19 protein-coding genes are annotated in these 18,939 nt (G+C 37.1%); 9 read left to right on the forward strand and 10 right to left on the reverse strand.

Features of this window, described 5'->3' with window-relative positions:
- The first annotated feature begins 2 nt into the window (after positions 1-2).
- Genes hisC through hisIE form a run of 6 tightly spaced genes read left to right on the forward strand, consistent with a single transcriptional unit; the run spans position 3 to position 4,760 of the window.
- Entirely contained in the window at positions 3-1,034 is a 1,032-nt protein-coding gene (gene hisC, locus DRF61_RS01290; RefSeq protein WP_111953266.1) for a histidinol-phosphate transaminase, read from the forward strand.
- The gene (gene hisB, locus DRF61_RS01295) at positions 1,031-2,125 is read left to right on the forward strand and encodes a bifunctional histidinol-phosphatase/imidazoleglycerol-phosphate dehydratase HisB (RefSeq protein WP_111953268.1); all 1,095 of its coding nucleotides are present in this window, start codon (positions 1,031-1,033) and stop codon (positions 2,123-2,125) included. Before hisC ends, hisB begins: the two co-directional genes overlap by 4 nt.
- 1 nt (position 2,126) lies before the next feature.
- On the forward strand, positions 2,127-2,705 hold the full coding sequence (gene hisH, locus DRF61_RS01300) for an imidazole glycerol phosphate synthase subunit HisH (protein ID WP_111953270.1): 579 nt from the start codon (positions 2,127-2,129) through the stop codon (positions 2,703-2,705).
- Positions 2,706-2,708: 3 nt separating this feature from the next.
- Positions 2,709-3,431, forward strand: coding sequence for a 1-(5-phosphoribosyl)-5-[(5-phosphoribosylamino)methylideneamino]imidazole-4-carboxamide isomerase (hisA, locus tag DRF61_RS01305; protein ID WP_111953599.1), 723 nt, complete (start codon positions 2,709-2,711; stop codon positions 3,429-3,431).
- A complete protein-coding gene (gene hisF, locus DRF61_RS01310) occupies positions 3,424-4,176 on the forward strand; it encodes an imidazole glycerol phosphate synthase subunit HisF (protein ID WP_111953272.1) in 753 nt (250 codons plus the stop codon). The genes hisA and hisF overlap by 8 nt, the downstream gene beginning before the upstream one ends.
- Positions 4,173-4,760 carry a bifunctional phosphoribosyl-AMP cyclohydrolase/phosphoribosyl-ATP diphosphatase HisIE gene (gene hisIE / locus DRF61_RS01315; RefSeq protein WP_111953274.1) on the forward strand — a complete coding sequence of 196 codons (588 nt, stop codon included), beginning with the start codon at positions 4,173-4,175 and terminating at the stop codon, positions 4,758-4,760. The genes hisF and hisIE overlap by 4 nt, the downstream gene beginning before the upstream one ends.
- A 265-nt stretch (positions 4,761-5,025) precedes the next feature.
- On the opposite strand, the gene DRF61_RS01320 is transcribed toward hisIE, so the two are convergent.
- From DRF61_RS01320 to DRF61_RS01350, 7 genes are all read right to left on the reverse strand, one after another.
- Positions 5,026-6,216, reverse strand: coding sequence for a M28 family peptidase (locus DRF61_RS01320; protein WP_111953276.1), 1,191 nt, complete (start codon positions 6,214-6,216; stop codon positions 5,026-5,028).
- Between the two features lie 82 nt (positions 6,217-6,298).
- Positions 6,299-7,483, reverse strand: a complete 1,185-nt coding sequence (locus DRF61_RS01325) for a M28 family peptidase (protein WP_111953278.1) — start codon at positions 7,481-7,483, stop codon at positions 6,299-6,301.
- Between the two features lie 26 nt (positions 7,484-7,509).
- Positions 7,510-8,685, reverse strand: coding sequence for a M28 family peptidase (locus DRF61_RS01330; protein WP_111953280.1), 1,176 nt, complete (start codon positions 8,683-8,685; stop codon positions 7,510-7,512).
- Positions 8,686-8,885: 200 nt separating this feature from the next.
- Positions 8,886-9,230, reverse strand: a complete 345-nt coding sequence (rplT, locus tag DRF61_RS01335; RefSeq protein ID WP_034705993.1) for a 50S ribosomal protein L20 — start codon at positions 9,228-9,230, stop codon at positions 8,886-8,888.
- Between the two features lie 117 nt (positions 9,231-9,347).
- Positions 9,348-9,545 (reverse strand): 50S ribosomal protein L35, encoded by a 198-nt coding sequence (rpmI, locus tag DRF61_RS01340; RefSeq protein ID WP_047453167.1) that lies wholly within the window; start codon positions 9,543-9,545, stop codon positions 9,348-9,350.
- A gap of 180 nt (positions 9,546-9,725) precedes the next feature.
- A complete protein-coding gene (locus tag DRF61_RS01345; RefSeq protein ID WP_157963350.1) occupies positions 9,726-10,295 on the reverse strand; it encodes a hypothetical protein in 570 nt (189 codons plus the stop codon).
- Positions 10,296-10,485: 190 nt separating this feature from the next.
- Positions 10,486-11,307, reverse strand: a complete 822-nt coding sequence (locus DRF61_RS01350; protein WP_111953282.1) for an alpha/beta fold hydrolase — start codon at positions 11,305-11,307, stop codon at positions 10,486-10,488.
- Positions 11,308-11,669: 362 nt separating this feature from the next.
- Between DRF61_RS01350 and DRF61_RS01355 the strand changes: the two genes are divergently transcribed.
- Both DRF61_RS01355 and DRF61_RS01360 read left to right on the forward strand, forming a co-directional pair.
- A complete protein-coding gene (locus DRF61_RS01355; RefSeq protein ID WP_111953284.1) occupies positions 11,670-13,877 on the forward strand; it encodes a tetratricopeptide repeat-containing sensor histidine kinase in 2,208 nt (735 codons plus the stop codon).
- 1 nt (position 13,878) lies between these two features.
- Positions 13,879-14,508 carry a response regulator transcription factor gene (locus DRF61_RS01360; protein WP_111953286.1) on the forward strand — a complete coding sequence of 210 codons (630 nt, stop codon included), beginning with the start codon at positions 13,879-13,881 and terminating at the stop codon, positions 14,506-14,508.
- Here DRF61_RS01360 and DRF61_RS01365 read toward each other — a convergent pair.
- Entirely contained in the window at positions 14,464-15,048 is a 585-nt protein-coding gene (locus DRF61_RS01365) for a hypothetical protein (protein WP_228452534.1), read from the reverse strand. The two genes, DRF61_RS01360 and DRF61_RS01365, sit on opposite strands and share 45 nt — an antisense overlap.
- 264 nt (positions 15,049-15,312) lie before the next feature.
- Here DRF61_RS01365 and DRF61_RS01370 point away from each other — a divergent pair, with 264 nt between their 5' ends.
- Positions 15,313-15,873, forward strand: coding sequence for a hypothetical protein (locus DRF61_RS01370; protein WP_111953288.1), 561 nt, complete (start codon positions 15,313-15,315; stop codon positions 15,871-15,873).
- Between the two features lie 308 nt (positions 15,874-16,181).
- Here the strand turns inward: DRF61_RS01370 and infC are convergent, their stop codons facing one another.
- Positions 16,182-16,682, reverse strand: coding sequence for a translation initiation factor IF-3 (gene infC, locus DRF61_RS01375; protein ID WP_172617123.1), 501 nt, complete (start codon positions 16,680-16,682; stop codon positions 16,182-16,184).
- A 158-nt stretch (positions 16,683-16,840) separates the two neighbouring features.
- Positions 16,841-18,760 carry a threonine--tRNA ligase gene (thrS, locus tag DRF61_RS01380; RefSeq protein ID WP_111953290.1) on the reverse strand — a complete coding sequence of 640 codons (1,920 nt, stop codon included), beginning with the start codon at positions 18,758-18,760 and terminating at the stop codon, positions 16,841-16,843.
- Positions 18,761-18,939: the final 179 nt, after the last annotated feature.

Consider the following 18,939-nt stretch of genomic DNA (forward strand, 5'->3'; position numbering starts at 1 on the left):
TAATGAAAGAATTTAACCTCAATACTTTAGTAAGAAAAAATATACTGAGCCTACAGCCTTACATCAGTTTCAGAGATCATAATGAATTCAATGCTCCTGTAATGCTGGATGCGAATGAATGTCCGTTCGGGGAATTCAACAGGTATCCGGATTCTACACAAAAAAAACTTAAGAAAAAGCTGGCGGAACTTAAAGACGTTTCATCCAATCAGATCGCACTCGGGAACGGAAGCGACGAACTGATCGATCTGATCATCAAAATTTTCTGCGAACCTAAAAAAGATGCTATTCTGATGATGAACCCTTCATTTGCAATGTATGCCTTTTACGCTGCAGTGAATGAAAATGAAGTTCTCAAGCTGGATCTGGATGAAAATTTTGAAATGGTAAAAGATGACTTTTTAAAGATTACAAAAGAACGTGAGATTAAAATTTTCTTCCTGTGCTCACCGAATAATCCGACGGGAAATAGCGTTGAGGATATCGAATTTTTCATCCAGAACTTTGATGGTATTGTTGTCATTGATGAAGCCTATATTGAGTTTTCAGGAAATAAATCTGGAATTGAGCTGCTGAATAAATACTCCAACTTAATTGTTTTGCAGACATTTTCTAAAGCCTGGGGAACAGCCGGAGCGAGAGTAGGAACTGCTTATGCATCCGAAGAGATTATTCGCCTGATCAATACAGTGAAAGCTCCTTATAATGTGAATGCCCTAAGCCAGGAAGTTATTTTAAACCTTTTGGACGATAAAAATAAGCTTAAGGAAAATGTTGATAGTATACTCAAGGAAAGAGCCTGGCTGGAAGAGCAGTTTAAAGCCATTGAATGTATCGTAAAAGTGTTTCCAACGGATGCCAATTTCTTCCTGATTAAAATGAAAAATGTTGAAGAAGTGTACAATGGAATGCTTGAAAAAGAAATTCTTACCAGTAAAAGAGCACCTGCGATCCCGGACTGTATCAGGATCAACATAGGAACCCGTGAAGAAAACGAAAAATTAATCAATGTTTTAAAAGCAATTGCATCATGAAAAAAGTACTCTTTATAGACCGTGACGGAACTCTTATTATAGAACCGCCCAAAGATTTTCAGGTAGATTCACTGGAAAAGCTTGAATTTTATCCCGGAGTTTTTCAGAACCTTTCCAAAATTGTTAGGGAAATGGATTACGAATTGGTGATGGTAACCAATCAGGATGGTTTAGGAACTGAAAGTTTTCCCTATGAAGATTTTATCAAACCACAGGAAAAAATGCTGAAGACCTTTGAAAACGAAGGAATTATTTTCAGTGATATTCTGATCGACAAAAGTTTTGAGCATGAAAACCTTCCTACGAGAAAACCTGGCACTGGAATGCTTTCAAAATACATTTACGGAAGTTATGATCTTGAAAATTCTTACGTTATCGGAGATAGGATGACAGATGTTCAACTTGCTCAAAATTTGGGAACTAAAGCTATTTTTATCAATGAAAACTTTAATGAAAATGCTGCACTTACAACAACAGATTGGTCTGAGATCTATCGCTTTTTAAAACAGGAATCAAGAAAGGCTAAAGTCTACAGAAAGACCAATGAAACTGAAATTGATATTGAAATAGATCTCAACGGGAAGGGAATTGCAGAAATTTCAACGGGACTTCATTTTTTTGATCATATGCTGGACCAAATCGCCAGACACGGAAATTTAGATCTTAAAATTAAAGTTAAAGGAGATCTTAATGTGGATGAGCATCACACCATTGAAGATACAGGAATTGCTTTAGGAGAGGCTTTTCTAAAAGCGCTGGGTAATAAAAAAGGGATTGAAAGATACGGGTTTCTGCTTCCGATGGACGATTGTCTTGCTCAGGCTGCCATTGATTTCGGAGGCCGGCCATGGATTGTTTGGGATGTTGATTTCAAAAGAGAAAAAATAGGGGATGTCCCGACAGAAATGTTTTTTCACTTTTTCAAATCATTTACAGATTCTTCAAAAGCCAATCTGAACATCAAAACGGAAGGCAGTAACGAGCACCACAAAATAGAAGCTGTTTTCAAAGCATTTGCAAAAGCCGTTAAAATGGCGGTGAACCAGTCGGACAGCAGTTTTAATTTACCATCAACTAAAGGAAGCTTATAATATGATTGCACTAATAAAATATAACGGGGGGAATGTAAGCTCGGTCCAGAATGCTTTGGCCAGGCTCGGTATTGGTTCCATCATTACAGATGATCCTGAACTCATCTTAAAAGCGGATAAAGTTATTTTTCCGGGTGTTGGGGAAGCTTCTTCAACAATGAAAGTCCTTAAAGAAAAAGGTCTTGATACACTTATTCCAAGTCTGAAACAGCCTGTTTTGGGAATCTGCCTGGGAATGCAGCTGATGTGTGGTGATAATGAAGAGGGTAACACAAAAGGAATAGGAATTTTTGATGTGGAAGTTAAACAGTTTCCGCCCGAAAATCTGGTTCCCCATATGGGCTGGAATACTATTTCCGGGCTGAAATCTCCACTTTTTTCAGGAATTGAAGATAACAGTGATCTTTACTTTGTTCACAGCTATTATTGTGGGCAATCAGCGTCTACCGCTGCGGTATGTGACTATATTCTGCCGTTCAGTGCTTCCTTGCAGAAAGATAATTTTTTTGCGGTACAGTTTCACCCGGAAAAATCTGGGGTAACGGGCAGCAGAATATTAAACAACTTTATAAAATTGTAAATGATGAAAATTATTCCAGCTATTGATATTATTGACGGAAAATGTGTCCGCCTATCAAAAGGAGATTATGCTACCAAAAAAATATACAGTGAAGATCCTGTAGAGACTGCCAAAGAATTCGAAAGCTTTGGAATCCAATTTCTTCACCTTGTTGACCTCGACGGAGCTAAATCTAAGCATATCGTGAACCAAAAAGTCCTGGAAAATATAGCCACGGAAACCTCTCTTCATATTGATTTTGGGGGTGGATTAAAGACCGGGGATGACATAGAAATTGCTTTTAATTCAGGAGCAAAGCAGATCACCCTTGGTAGCATTGCCGTACAGGATCCGGAATTCTGTTTTGAAATGATTCAAAAATATGGCAATGACAAGATCATTTTAGGGGCTGACTGTGAGAACAGAAAGATCAAAACGTCCGGATGGCTGGAAGAAAGTACTTTAGATATCATAGGTTTTCTCCTTCAGTATCAGGAAAAAGGAATCAGCCAAACGATCTGTACCGATATTTCAAAAGATGGAATGCTGGAGGGGCCATCTACAGATCTGTACAAAGAAATATTGGGTAAAACCTCGGTAAAGCTTACGGCCAGCGGTGGAATTTCCTGTATGGAAGATGTATACAGCATGAAGGAAATCGGATGTTCAGGAACAATTATCGGGAAGGCTATTTATGAGGGAAAAATAAGTTTACCACAACTTCAGAAATTTATTGAAAATGCTTAAAAAAAGAATCATTCCCTGTCTGGATATTAAAGACGGAACAACGGTAAAAGGAATTAATTTTGAAGGGCTCAGGAATGCCGGAGATCCTGTTGAGCTTGCGGTGAAATACGAAATGGAAGGGGCTGATGAGCTGGTTTTTCTGGATATTACGGCAACTCTGGAAGACAGAAAAACATTTGCAGATCTGGTAAAGAAAATTGCCCGGGAATTGAGCATCCCATTTACAGTAGGTGGCGGAATTTCTTCTGTGGACGACGTTAGGAAGCTTCTGGAAGCTGGAGCAGACAAAATCAGCATCAATTCTTCTGCCGTTAAAAACCCGCAGCTGATCTATGAGCTTGCCAAAGAATTCGGAAGCCAATGCGTGGTTGTAGCTGTTGATACACGGTTTACAGACGGATCAGATCTTGTATACGTCAGAGGTGGAAAACAGGCTACCAGCTTAAATACTGTAGACTGGGCAAAGGAAGCAGCTTCTTTGGGAGCCGGAGAAATCTTGTTGACCTCGATGGATGGTGACGGAACAAAAAACGGATTTGATATCCGCATCACGAAGCTAGTTTCGGAAGCTGTTTCTATCCCTGTGATTGCTTCAGGAGGAGCTGGAAGCGCAGATGACTTCATTAAAGTATTTGATGAAACAAAAGCAACAGGAGCTCTGGCAGCCAGTATTTTCCATTTCAATGAAGTGCCCATTCAGGAATTAAAGCAATACTTAAAAAATCAAAAAATACCCGTACGATGAAAATAGATTTTGATAAAAATAACGGACTTGTCCCAGTTATTATCCAGGACAGCAGAACACAGCAGGTACTCATGTTGGGTTACATGAATGAGGAAGCTTATAAAAAGACGGAAAGGGAAGGTATTGTCACCTTTTTCAGCCGTTCTAAAAACAGGCTTTGGACTAAGGGAGAAGAATCGGGCAATTTTCTGACCGTAAAAAACATAAGTATAGATTGTGATCAGGACACCATTTTGATTCAGGCCGTTCCTACAAATACAGTCTGCCATACCGGAAGCTTCAGCTGTTTCGGTGAAAAAGAAAGCAAAGGATTTTTATATGAATTAGAAGCAAAAATTGCTGAAAGAATAGATCATAAGACAGAAGGTTCCTATACCTATTCCCTTTATCAGAGAGGCATCAATAAAATGGCTCAGAAAGTAGGAGAAGAAGCTGTAGAACTGGTTATTGAAGCCAAAGACAGCAATGATGATCTTTTTAAGAACGAAGCGGCAGATCTGCTTTACCATTTCCTGATCCTGCTTAAGGCAAAAGGATTTGAGATGGAGGATATTGAGACCATTCTTCTAAGCAGGGATAAATAGACAGGGAAAGTATACACTGTGGGAAGAATAAAACGAAGGCTTAGTCGAATCGACCAGAAATCGATTCCGCCTTTGCGACCCTTAAGAATATATGGGTTCGGTTTAAGAAATATTGATCGTATCTGTCTCCATACTAATCCAGGAATAGTTTATTAGAAAAGGAAATTAAAAATCTGACCTATAGTTTTGATTTTAAATTCAAATTAGATTAAATTAAAAAGCAGGAAAGATTTTTCCTGCTCACATTTCATATTTAATTTTTCAATTATCTTTCAATCAGAATTTTTCGTACAGCAGTCTGTCCATCAGCTTTAATAACGCCAATATAAGCTCCTGCGGCCAGTCCTGAAACATTGACTGTCTTTTCATTAGCCGCCTTAAGAAGTGATTTTCCTGAAAGATCTGTAATTTCGAAACTGAAATCTTTTCTGCCGGTATCGGGAAGCTCAATATTGATGGTATCTTTAGAAGGATTGGGATAAATGGATAGGGTTGTTTCAAGAGAATGATTTGAAGCGGTTTCCTTTGCTCCCAGTACGATGGAACTTACCGAAGTGGCAACTGCAAAATGCTGTAGTGCTCCAACCGTTGCTTTTCCTATTTTGTAAATATAAACAGGGTCTGTATTGGCAAAAGTATCATCAATGGAATGCGGGTAAGTACTTCTTATTCTTTCAAAAAAACCAGTGATCACTTCTCCTTTTCTTTCAAATGGGATGTAATCTGTATCCTCTGCAGGATCCACAGCCGTAAGAAGAGGGGAATATAGTGTCGTACAGTTTCTGAGCTGCTGCGTTACTGCTGCCGAAGCGGCATTATTGCTAGTTGGCCCAGCCTGATCCTGATCACAATATACCGTATTATTGTTGTTGCCCATAACACCGCCTACCTGGTCAAGATTGAATACCAGCTTGATATCCAATACCCTTGTCCCGTTCTGATAAGCTACATTATTAGCGTAATGGGTGCTTCCTCTCAATCCCTGTTCCTCACCGGAAAAATGGATGAATTTAATTGAATATTCCGTAGGAACATCTTTTAAAATCCTTGCAGCTTCTAAAATAATAGAGGTTCCGCTTCCATTATCATTCACCCCAGGGCCGTAGATACTGTCAAAATGCCCGCAGATGATCACATACTTATTAGGGTAAACCGTTCCCGTTTTAGTAATGACCAGATTTTTAGAACTTGTACTCCCAAATGTGAAAGGATCTTCTACGATCTGGCTGGCAGAATATCCAAATGAAGTATACTTATTTTTCAGCCAGGTTAATGCATTGGCATTTTGGAGTGAACCCGTAGTTTTGATGCCCAGGTTTGAGAACTGCTGTAAATTCGTGGTAATATTGGTTTGTGAAATCAGATTGGCCCTGTCCTGATAAGCCTGTATAAAAGTCTGGGCCTTACTGCTGAATACTGCCAGACAAACAGACAGCATGGTGATTGTTTTTTTCATTTTAATTAGTTTAAGATTGTGGTGATTGGTGTGAATCTGAACAATTAAAATCCTGGATAAATGCCGGGACTTTAAGGTCTATTTACTTTTCAATAATGATCTTTCTGGTAACACTTGAACCTTCGGTTTTAACAGTGCATAAATAAATTCCATTGTTTAAATGTGAAACATTCACCTGAGACCGGTTTTCTACTTTCAATAGAGAAAGTCCTTTTAGATCGGTAATTTCAACGGTGAAATCTTTTATTGCTGGATCAGGTAATTCTACTGTTAAAATATCCTTCGCCGGGTTTGGATAAATTTTTACAGATTCCAATGATTTTACTGGCTTTTCTTTACCTGCAGAAACGGCTGTAACGGTTGAAGATGCTGTTGCAAAATGCTGCATGGCACCTACCGCAGCTTTGGCTACTTTAAATACATAAACAGGATCTACATTGGCAAAAGTATCGTTCACCGTATGTTCAGTATAACTTCTTGTATATTCGTAAAAACCGGTGATCACATATCCTTTTTGTTCAAAAGGCATATAATCTGAGGAATAGGCGTTGGAAATACTGGTCTGAAGAGGAGAGTACAGGGTAGTGCATGTTGCCAGTTGCTGCGTAACGGTGTTGGAAGCTGCATTGTTTCCAGACTGGCCTGCAGTATCTCTTTCGCAGATGATTTTACTGTTGAGATTGCCTAGTTTACCACCTACCTGATCAAGGTTAAAAACTAATTTGATATCCAATTTTTTTACCCCGCTTTGGTACGCAACATTGTTGGCATAATGAGAACTTCCATATAAGCCCTGTTCCTCTCCTGAGAAATGAATAAACTTGATGGAATATTCCGTGGGAATATCTTTTAGAATTTTAGCTACCTCTAAAATAACCGAAGTTCCGCTGCCGTTATCATTGGTTCCAGGACCTGTAATCGTATCATAATGTCCGCAGATAATCACATACTTATTAGGATACAAAGTCCCAGTTTTGGTAATAACCAGGTTCTTGGAGCTTGTACTTCCAAAAGTGAATGGATCCTCTACAATCTGGCTGGCAGAATATCCGTAAGAGGTATATTTATTCTTGATCCAGGCCAGGGTATTGGCATTATTCAATGATCCCGTCGTTTTTATCCCTAAATTGGAAAATTCCTGAAGATTGTTTGTTATGCTGGTCTGCGAAACCAGATCGGCTCTGTTCTTATAAGCCTGAATGAGAGTTTGGGCACTGACGTTTCCGGCCGCTAATGCAGCCCATAAAAAGATGGTACGTTTTTTCATATTAAATATTTTGGGTTGGTGTGTGATTATTTTTCTATAATGATTTTTTTGGTGATGCTGTTTTTATCGGATTTTACAGTGACCATATACGCTCCGTTTGCCAGACCGGAAGTATTCATTTTCTTTTCGTTTTCTGCATTTAAAATTAAGCGGCCATTCATATCACTAATTTCTACCTTAAAGTGACTGAGGTCCTTTGGCAACTCAATATTTAGAACATCACGGGCCGGATTAGGATAAATCCTGATTGCTTCTAATGAATTTTTGGTATGTACATCATCTGTTGCCAGGGTAACGGTTGAAGCTACTGCAAAATGCTGCAATGCGCCCAAAGCCGCTTTTCCGACATTAAATACATAAACAGGATCCACATTGGCAAAAGTATCATTAACAGTATGTTCGTTATAGCTTCTGGTTGTTTCATAAAATCCTGTGATAATGTCCCCTTTATTTTCAAATGGCATATAATCCGAACTATAGGCATTTGACATGGTCGTCTGAAGCGGCGAATATAACGTGGTACAGGTAGCCAACTGTTGTGTCATCGCCAATGATGCTGCGTTATTACCGGTTTGCCCGCTCTGATCGCTTTCACATTTAATATTATTATTTACATTCCCCAGTTTTCCTCCAACCTGATCGATATTGAATACAACTTTCAGATTAAGCTGGCGTACATTATTCTGGAAAACAACATTATTGACATAGTGTGTACTTCCCAAAAGATTCTGCTCTTCACCGGAAAAATGAATAAATTTCACAGAATATTCTGTAGGTACATCTTTTAAAATTCTGGCTGCTTCCAGCATAATAGAAGTTCCGCTGCCATTGTCACTTACTCCGGGGCCAACTATGGTATCATAATGACCACAGATGATCACATAAGTGTCTGGATAGACGGTTCCTGTTTTGGTGACAATTAAATTTTTTGAAGTGTTGCCGTTATAGGTGAAACTGTCTTCTGTGATCTGGCTTACATCATACCCGTAAGACTGGTATTTGGTTTTGAGCCAGTTCAGTGCATTTGTATTTTCTACGGTACCAGTCGCTTTTACACCAAGATCTCCAAAATTCTGTAGGTTTGCTGTAATATTGGCTTGGGATATCTTATCAACCCTTGTTTGATAAGCCTGTATAAAATTCTGGCCCTGAAGACTGTAAGCTGATAAAGAAAGGAGTAAAAGAGTCGTTATTTTTTTCACTTTTAACTAAAGATTTATAGATTTAATAATTCAGCAAATGTAGATAATAAAAATCAATTTATTTTATCCAAAATGAAAACTTTCTAATATGATTTTATTTTTTAATATGCTTTCCGAAACACGAAATTCCTTTAATTTATATGGATATAAAAAATCCCGGACATAGCCCGGGATTTATATTGATAACAAAAAATTCTACATTATTTTACTTGATCTACAACTGCTTTGAAAGCTTCAGGATGATTCATTGCTAAATCAGCTAAAACTTTTCTGTTAAGCTCTACGTTGTTCTTTTTAAGAGCTCCCATAAACTGAGAGTAAGACATTCCATGCTCTCTGGCACCCGCGTTAATACGAGTAATCCAAAGTGATCTGAAGTTTCTCTTTTTCTCTTTTCTTCCACGGTAAGCATATTGCATTGCTTTTTCTACCGCGTTTTTAGCTACAGTCCAAACGTTCTTTCTTCTACCGAAAAAACCTTTAGCTTGCTTAATAATTTTCTTTCTGCGAGCTCTTGAAGCTACTGCATTTACTGATCTTGGCATAATTTAAATTGTTTTTTTGAAAGGGGCGGCAGTTAAACTGCTCTTAGTGGCACCATTTCAGGGTTAAATTGTTGAATTTGTTTGAATTCTTATAAACCGAATATAGATTTATAAAAACTACTTAATGGCTAATTGACGTAGAACACTTTTTGTATCCACAGCAGCAACGTAAGAAGTCTGCGTAAGATTTCTCTTCTGCTTAGTTTCTTTCTTAGTTAAGATGTGGCTTTTGAAAGCATTCTTTCTTTTAATCTTCCCAGTTCCGGTAAGTTTAAAACGCTTTTTAGCACCTGATTTCGTTTTTAATTTTGGCATTGTTCTGCTTTTTTATTGTTTTGTTATCAATATCTTGTCCTTGATTCCTGCAATACAGAGGAATTACAGTTTGCAAAGATACAAAAAAAATCAATCCAAACTTTCATTATCTGTGATTTTGTCAGATATAAATATAAAAAGTCGTTTCTCAATGAAACGGCTATAAATAAAAGGTTTTTATTATAAGAAGTCTTCAACGATGATATCGTTTCTTTCTTCATTATTTCCACCTAAAATAACTTTAATTCTGAATCCTGAAGGAATTGCAGCTCCGGTTCTTGAATAAAGCTGAAGCTTAACGTGCGGATTGGCTACATAATAGTTAACTGCGGTATTGGAACTCCAAAGAGCATTTCCGTCTCTGTAAATCACCATATTTCCATCGTTTTGTACAATAAGCCTAGGGGTACCTGAGCTTCTGTAGGTATTGGAATGCCAGATTACATTAGTTAGACCTGGTCTTTCCCTGTACAGAACAAGATTATTGTCCGTCTGCATGATAAATTTGTAAGTGCTGCCGCCGTATTCCATAGTGATGGATTGTCCGGCTTCTAATATCTGCGGATGGTTGGTGCTCTCCTTTAAAAGGGTATAGCGTGTAAGATCCAAAATACGGGATTCATTGTTTTTACCTGCCATGTTGTGCTTTTCATTTTGCACATTCGTATTTACATTGTCAAGAGCATCATCCTGAGTGCAAGATGCAAGAAGCATCGTAAGACTTAATAAAGTCAGTAATTTAATTTTCATAGGTTATGATTTAACATTGCAAAAATAGTAATTATAATATTAAATCACAATTGTAAGATTAAATTAATGTAAACAAATCCTTTATTAATGGTAGTTTTTAATTAAATTTAACACACCATTAAGTGTATTTTAAATATTAAACCGCCATTTTTTTCAAATGACGGCTTTAAAATATTATAATGTAAATTGATTATGATTGAAAAAATGATAATAAATCTTTATTGATCGTTTCTGCTTCTGTAGTAGGCATTCCATGTGGAAATCCGGGATAAGAAATTAATTTTCCGTTTTTAAGAAGGGTAGCGGCAACCTTGCCGGTAGTTTCAAATGGTACAATCTGGTCATCTTCACCATGTAATACCAAAACCGGTACCTCTACACTTTTAAGGTCTTCTGTGAAATCTGTTTCAGAGAAAGCTTTAATACAGTCATAATGAGCTTTGATAGATCCATTCATTCCTTGTCTCCACCAGTTCCTTTGGATACCTTCAGAAACTTTAGCTCCTTCTCTGTTATACCCGTAAAAAGGGAATGTAAGGTCAATATAGAATTGCTGTCTGTGATGAGCAGTATTATTACGGATATCATCGAACACAGACATGGGTACACCATTCGGATTGTTTTCGTTTTTAACCATAATTGGCGTAACGGCACTTATTAAAACTGCTTTTGCCACTCTTCCTTTTCCATGCTGTGCCACATATCTGATCACTTCACCACCTCCGGTAGAATGTCCTACATGGATAACATCTTTAAGATCCAAAGCTTCTACAATTTCTGCAACATCAGAAGCATAGGTGTCCATATTATGTCCTTCTGCAGTCTGTTCAGATCTTCCATGGCCTCTTCTGTCATGAGCAATAACTCTGTAGCCCTGTTCCAGGAAAAACAGCATCTGCGCATCCCAGTCATCACTGGATAATGGCCATCCGTGATGAAAAAATACAGGCTGTCCTTTTCCCCAGTCTTTGTAATAAATTTCAGTTCCGTCTTTTAATGTAAGTGTGCTCATTGTTTTGTTTTTTATGATTAATAAATGAATAGTGTTTATATATCACAAATGTATATGGAAAATATTTGCAATATGTTGATCTAAGATAATATATTGATTAAAATATAAAGCAGCATAATGCATTATTAACGCTAAATTAATAGAGCATCTAAGGAAAACAGTATCTTATGCGATTAAAGTATAACTGATAAAACGGAATAAACTAAAAAACCCCATTATCAGGGATATTTTTATCTAATACCTTTGATTATCTTTAACTCAACGATTATGGCCTGAGAAACACTGTTTCGAAACAGATTAGCGGGTATTTTCCTATATTTACGTTTTTTAATTGAATAAAACTTAATAGAGACAAGAGTTTGATGTACAGGCTGTTATTTATTTTTACTTTATGTATTTGTCCGTTTTTTGCTCAGGCACAGAATGTTTTAAGCAAATTAGAAAAGGAATATGACCATGCTTCAAAAAATACGACAGAGCAATTAAATCTGGCTCCCAAATTCGCTACTGCCTTATTTTTCCATAAATTTAAATCTAAATCTTACCAGATTTTAGAAACAAGCATTCCCATTGCAGCCAAACAGGCCGATGGAAAATATGCTACCATTTTGTATGCTGTACAGGCTATGAATTATCGGCTTGATAATAAAGAAGCTGAATCTTTAAAAAGCCTGGACATGGCAAGGATGTATAGTTTAAAAACGAGCAGCAACGAAGCTAAAGGCTACTTCCAGTATGCAAAGGGCTGGATTCTGATCCGTAATAATAAAACGGCCGATGCTGTTGCTGCTTACTTGAAAGCCATCGACTATTACGAAAACTCGCCCACAACTTCTACACTGTACGGAAGATTTGGCAACGCGGCTAAAGAGTTGTCCACTATTTATTCTAACCTTAATGAATACCAGCTGGAAGAAAAATACAGTAAACAGTTTTTGCTGTTGGCATCCAGGCAAAATGACCCTAATCTCATCTTCGATGCCTATATGCGGATGGGTTACGTATATGAACAGAAATACGCTCAAAATCCATCGGACACAGCGTTGAGAAATAAGGCAGAACAATATTATTTACAGTCTATTGCAACTTTCAACAAAAATAAAGAGGCTATGCTCAACAGGAGCAGTCTTTCATATGCCGCCATCAATTTAGCGAATTTGTATACTGAGTTTAATAGAGATAGGGCGATGCAATATGCGCAATTAGCCAATAGTGTGAGCCTGGAAACCGGTGATGCCATTCATATTGCTTCTTCATTTGGGATTTTGGCAGAACTGGCCCTGCAGAGTAAAAATTATGATTTAGCCAAGTCTTACTTTCTAAAAGCCTCTATGGAAATTGAGAAAAGCCCGGTCAGAGATCATAATATAGAATTATCTATTCTTGAATCTTTATCCCGAATTAGCGAAGAACAAGGCAATTACAAAGAAGCGCTGATATACTATAAAAGCTATGTAGATAAATACAAAAGTATTTACGATCAGGAAAAACTGGATATTACCAAAAGGCTGGAATCGCAGTTTGATAAAGAACGACAGGAACAGAAGTACATAAAGCTCCAGCTGGAAAGTGATAAAAAAGCACAAGAAATCAGGTTGATCAATATTCTTCGGGCACAACGTGAACAGGTTTACAACAATTTAAAACTGGTGGAAGAAAATCAGCGGGAACGACTGAAATTTTCAGAGCTTGAATCGGAGAAAAAAGAGCAGCAACTCCGGTTGGCAAAATTAGAAACCAAGCAAAAAAACAATGACATCAGCAATTATAAAAAGCTTTTGACATTCAAGGAAAAGATCAATACCTATTACATTATTTTTATCTTTATTTTCATCGTTTTGATCGTCTTATTGCTGTATGCCTACAAGCAACGTGCAAAATCGATGAAGCAAAGAGACGAGCTGCATGCCTTAGCCATGGAAAAAGAGAAACAGAATTCAAAAATATCTACGCTTACTGCATTGTTGGAGGGACAGGAGCAGGAGCGAGGCCGTTTAGCCCGTGATCTTCATGACGGATTGGGCGGTCTTCTTTCTGGAACTAAACTTCAGCTTTCTTCTTTAGATCTCCATCAATCCGAAAATATAGAGGATGGAATTTCAAAATCAATTAACCAGATTGATGGTGCTGTGGAAGAGCTGAGACGTGTAGCACATAATTTAATGCCCGATTTATTAATGAAATACGGTTTAGAAGCAGCTATCCAGGAATTTGCCACTCGCATGTCCAACAGCGCATTAGACATCCATACCGAATTTATTAATTACAGTAACTCCATACCAGAAGACAAGCAACTGATCTTATACAGGATCATTCAGGAATTGGTCAATAATGCCATAAAACATGCCGATACTTCTGAAATTATTATTCAGATAAGTGAAGAAGAAAATGTATTACATCTTACGGTGGAGGATAACGGTAAAGGTTTTGACCCTGCAAGCTTAGACGTAAGAAAAACGGCAGGTTTTCATAATATAGAATCAAGGGTCCAGTTTTTAAAAGGAACGATGAACATCACCTCCGAATTGAATATCGGGACCAGTATAGAACTTCAAATTCCTATTCATTAACATGATAAAAGTAGCCATAACAGACGATCATCCACTTCTATTGGAAGGATTGAAGAATATTTTAGGAAACAGCGATACGATAGATGTAGTAGATTGTTTCAAAAGCGTTTCAGAAATGAATGCAGGCCTGGCAAAACAGGCTGTCGATATTTTGTTGCTGGATATTAATCTGGTAGATACCAACAGTATCGAACTCATAAAACCTTTAAAGAAAAAGTACGGGAATCTCCGGATTATTATGCTTAGCGTTCATAATGAGCTGCCTGTGATTAACAGCACTCTGGCTGAAGGCGCTTTGGGATACATCCAGAAGAATGCTTCAGTTTCCGAAATTCTTGAAGGTATTAATGCTGTATATGCAGGTAACCGGTTTTTATGCTCGCAAACCAAGTCTGTTTTGGAGAAAAAATCCGCGGATGGGCTACATCAGGTTCCAAAACTGACGAGAAGAGAAAAAGAAATTTTAGCCGAAGTAGCGAAAGGACTCACGACCAATCAAATGGCAGAAAAGCTTTTCATCAGCCCGCACACCGTAGAAAGTCACCGGAAAAACCTTATTGAAAAATTTCAGACTTCTAATCTTAGTTCAGCCATTAAACTGGCCATAGAATACGGTTTGATTATCGAATAGATAGGACTCTTGTGAACTGCAATCTGGAATTTTTATAAAACGCAAAGATAAGATTTTCTTTCCTGTTAAGTCATATTCATCATTATATATAGACTCATACATGAATACATAAGCATTTCCGTCAAAATCTTTTAAATTGATTGCCTGGTCCGTCATAATGTCATAAAACCTTGTAATGGTACGCGTAGCCGTCCATTGTTTTAAATTGCCTTTAGGGTTTTTATCGAACCTATGATCTTTGGCATCGGTATAATACCAATAGGATGGTGCCGTATCCGTCAAAAACAGCTCTTTGTCTTTGTTATATAATTCCTCCGCCATTCCCGTATTCTGAAACCATGGAACCTCGGGGTTATAAGGACCTGCAGCAGCCGTATAGATATCCTTATCCGTAGTGGCTCCAATTAAAAAACCTTCCAGATTGACAGAAGTAATTTCGAATAGAAAAGCAGTTTTTTTCAGTTCGTAAACATCATTGACAGGTTCAATTACTTTGCCGTCTTGTTTAATAACTACTTTTAACGCTTGTGCAAAAAACAAACAACTTAGTAAACAAAAAAGGAGGGTTAAACTTACTTTTTTCATTATATCTCTTTAAATAACTGCAGCAAAGATATTGGACTTCAGCTCCATAAACACTGGCTGGTTTCAGGGGTTTTTTATCTTGTTTTTAAGGGGATCAGTGTATTCAAAGCATCAGCTAACAAAACGGCTTAAGATAGATATAAATGGCTGAAAGCAGGGATATGTTAAATGGTATATTTTAGAGAATTTTACAAAAGATAAATTAAGTATTGTAGACACATGAAAAATGTAATAATCAACTTTTCACTTGTGATAGCTTTGCTGGCTTCTTGTACACCTTCTACAGAAAAAAAATTAGACCAGGTAGCTTCTACAACGGTAAAAAAAGATACTGTTCAGATGTCCGGTTCGGTAAAGGATCGTATTTCAAAAGCTGATATGCTGACTGATTTTTCAGCGTTGGTTCCTATTGATGTATTAAACAGCAAAAGCACAAATATGTATGAAAAATATGGTATAGAATTTTCCGGCAATTGTTATTCATGCGATTTGGCAAGCTTATCCATCACTAAGGATAAAATGATATGGACCAATGTCTGCGATGAGAATGATACTTTTAAAATTGATGAGTTCTCATTCTTTGTCGAAGGAAGCAAAACTATTTTAAAAACATCAGAAAGAACATATATTTTAACCCAAATAGATAAAGCACCTGTCTACGAGCTGGCTATAGAAGGTCAAAAGCTGGAATTAAATAATAAAAGAATATCCAGATATTTTACAACCCACAAAGCTTTGTCTCTTTTCAAAGAGCATGATTGTGGAGATTTTGAAGGATAACACAATCTTATAAATTATTTTGAAAATAAGCAGTTGACTCACAACAGATCAGTCTTAAAAGTTGAGGGAGAATCTTTAGTTATTCAAAGAAATTTACATTAAAATGATCTACTTATATAAAAACACAATACTATATAATCATTTTATTCGTAAGTAAATTTAGCTTCCTCAACTTTAACGATTGATCCGGATCAATTATTTTTTTTCTATATCTTTTAAAACTTTTCCTGAAAACTTTAATATAAAAAAACCTCAAAATATTTTGAGGTTTTTTATATAATAAGTAACAGACATTGAGTCTGTTAAAACTATTTAGCTGGTTTTTTAGGACTCATCATCATGATCATTCTTTTTCCTTCAAGTTTTGGAAGCTGGTCTACTTTTCCAACATGCTCCAATTCCTGGGCAAGTTTTAGAAGCAAAATTTCTCCCTGGTCTTTAAAGATAATTGAACGTCCTTTAAAAAATACGTAGGTTTTTAATTTTGAACCTTCTTCAAGAAACTTTTCAGCATGCTTCTTCTTAAATTCATAATCGTGATCATCAGTCTGAGGTCCGAAACGGATCTCTTTTACAACCACTTTTACCTGCTTAGCTTTTAGTTCCTTCTGCTTTTTCTTTTGCTCGTATAAAAACTTTTTATAGTCTAATATCCTTGCAATGAAAGGCTCAGCCTTATCGGAGATTACTACCAGATCAAGTTCCTGCTCTGTGGCAAGTTGTCTTGCTTTGTCAATCGGATAAACTCCCGGCTCTACGTTATCGCCCACCAAACGAAGCTCTCTCACACGAATTTTATCGTTGATCAAGTGTAAGTCCTCCTGTACCGGACGTCTCTGTGGGCCCCTGTTGTTAAATCTTTGTGCTATTGTATTATAATTTTATTGGTTAATTACTAATTTTAATTGAAACATTTAAAATTAAAAAGATGAATTTTTTATTTCAATTCCTTATTCTTTAAATGTTCTTAGATTGCTGCCTCTTTTTTAAAGTAAGAAACAAAATCTTCCATATTCATGACTCCAAGATCACCTTCACCACGTCTTCTTACAGAAATTGTGCCGTCATTCTCCTCATTTTCACCTACAACCAACATGAACGGAATCTTTTTCAACTCCGCATCACGGATCTTTTTCCCTGTTTTCTCATTTCTGTCGTCAATCAGACCGCTAATATCGTGATTTTCCAAAAATTGTGAAACTTTTTTTGCATAATCTACATATTTTTCACTGATCGGGAGAATAATGAACTGATCAGGGCTTAGCCATAACGGGAAATCACCTGCAGTATTCTCTAAAAGGATTGCGATAAAACGTTCCATAGAACCGAATGGCGCTCTGTGAATCATTACCGGTCTGTGCTTCTCATTATCGTTTCCGATGTAGTGAAGATCAAATCTTTCCGGTAAATTATAATCCACCTGGATGGTTCCCAGCTGCCATTTTCTTCCTAAGGCATCTTTTACCATGAAATCCAGCTTTGGACCGTAGAAGGCAGCTTCTCCGTATTCCACAATGGTTTTTAATCCTTTTTTCTCAGCTGCATTGATGATTGCGTTTTCGGCCTTTTCCCAATTTTCATCAGAACCGATATATTTTTCTCTGTTATCAGGATCTCTTAAAGACACCTGGGTTACAAAATCTTCAAAACCTAATGATTTGAACACATAAAGTGTTAAATCAATTACTTTTTCAAACTCTTCTGAAAGCTGATCCGGAGTACAGAAAAGATGGGCATCATCCTGAGTAAATCCACGAACTCTTGTCAACCCGTGAAGCTCTCCACTTTGCTCATATCTGTAAACAGTCCCGAATTCTGCATATCTCTTCGGAAGATCCCTGTAGCTCCATTGCGAAGTTTTGTAGATCTCACAGTGGTGAGGGCAGTTCATAGGCTTCAGCATGAATTCTTCTCCTTCATTCGGAGTTTTAATCGGCTGGAAGCTGTCTGCACCATATTTATCCCAATGTCCGGAAGTCACATACAATTCTTTTGACCCGATATGTGGTGACATGACGAACTCATAACCTCCTTTTTTCTGAGCATCAGAAAGGAAATTCTCTAATTTTCTTCTTAAAGCAGTCCCTTTTGGCAACCATAACGGAAGTCCTGCACCCACTTTTTCAGAAAATGCAAAAATGCCCAGTTCCTTACCCAGTTTTCTGTGGTCTCTTCTTTTGGCTTCTTCCAGTTTTTCAAGATATTCAGTAAGCTCTTTCTGTTTAGGGAAAGAAATACCATAAACTCTTGTTAATTGAGGATTTTTTTCATTTCCTCTCCAGTAAGCTCCCGCTGCATTTAAAATCTTAACCGCTTTTACAATACTTGTATTGGGAATATGTCCTCCACGACATAGATCTGTGAAATCATCGTGTGTTACAAAAGTGATTTCTCCGTCATTAAGATTCGTAATAAGCTCAACTTTGTAAGGATTATCTGCATATGTTTTTAATGCTTCTTCTTTGGAAACAGGATATAAAGAGAATGTGGAACCTTTCTTGGCATTTTCCAAAACTTTCTTTTCAATCTTCTCGAAATCCTTTTCAGATAAGCTCTCGTCCCCGAAATCCACATCATAATAGAATCCGCTTTCAATGGCAGGTCCTATGGTTAGCTTAGCATTAGGATAAAATTCAAGGATAGCCTGCGCCAGAAGGTGGGCAGAAGAATGCCAGAACGCTTTCTTTCCAAGATCATCATTCCAGGTTAACAATTGTACCGTTGAATCCGTGGTTATAGGTGTGGTCGTTTCTACTTGTTTGCCGTTTACAACTGCGGAGATGGTATTTCTAGCCAATCCCTCGCTTATAGATTTCGCCACATCTAAAGGAGTAACTTCTCCTTCGAATTCTTTGACACTATTGTCTGGAAGTGTAATTTTTATCATTGTTTACTAAGAAATTTTAAGATGCAAAAATACGCATTTTTTAAATAATATGCTATTTTTAAAGTATATTTGAACTAAGAATTACTGTTGAATCTTCAAATTTAGATCCGTTATTTTAAATGTATCCATCCCCAATCTGAATTTTTCATAAAGAAACACACTGACATTATCGTTATTTT

The sequence above is a fragment of the Chryseobacterium lathyri genome, assembly GCF_003290185.1.
Lineage (GTDB): Bacteria > Bacteroidota > Bacteroidia > Flavobacteriales > Weeksellaceae > Chryseobacterium > Chryseobacterium lathyri.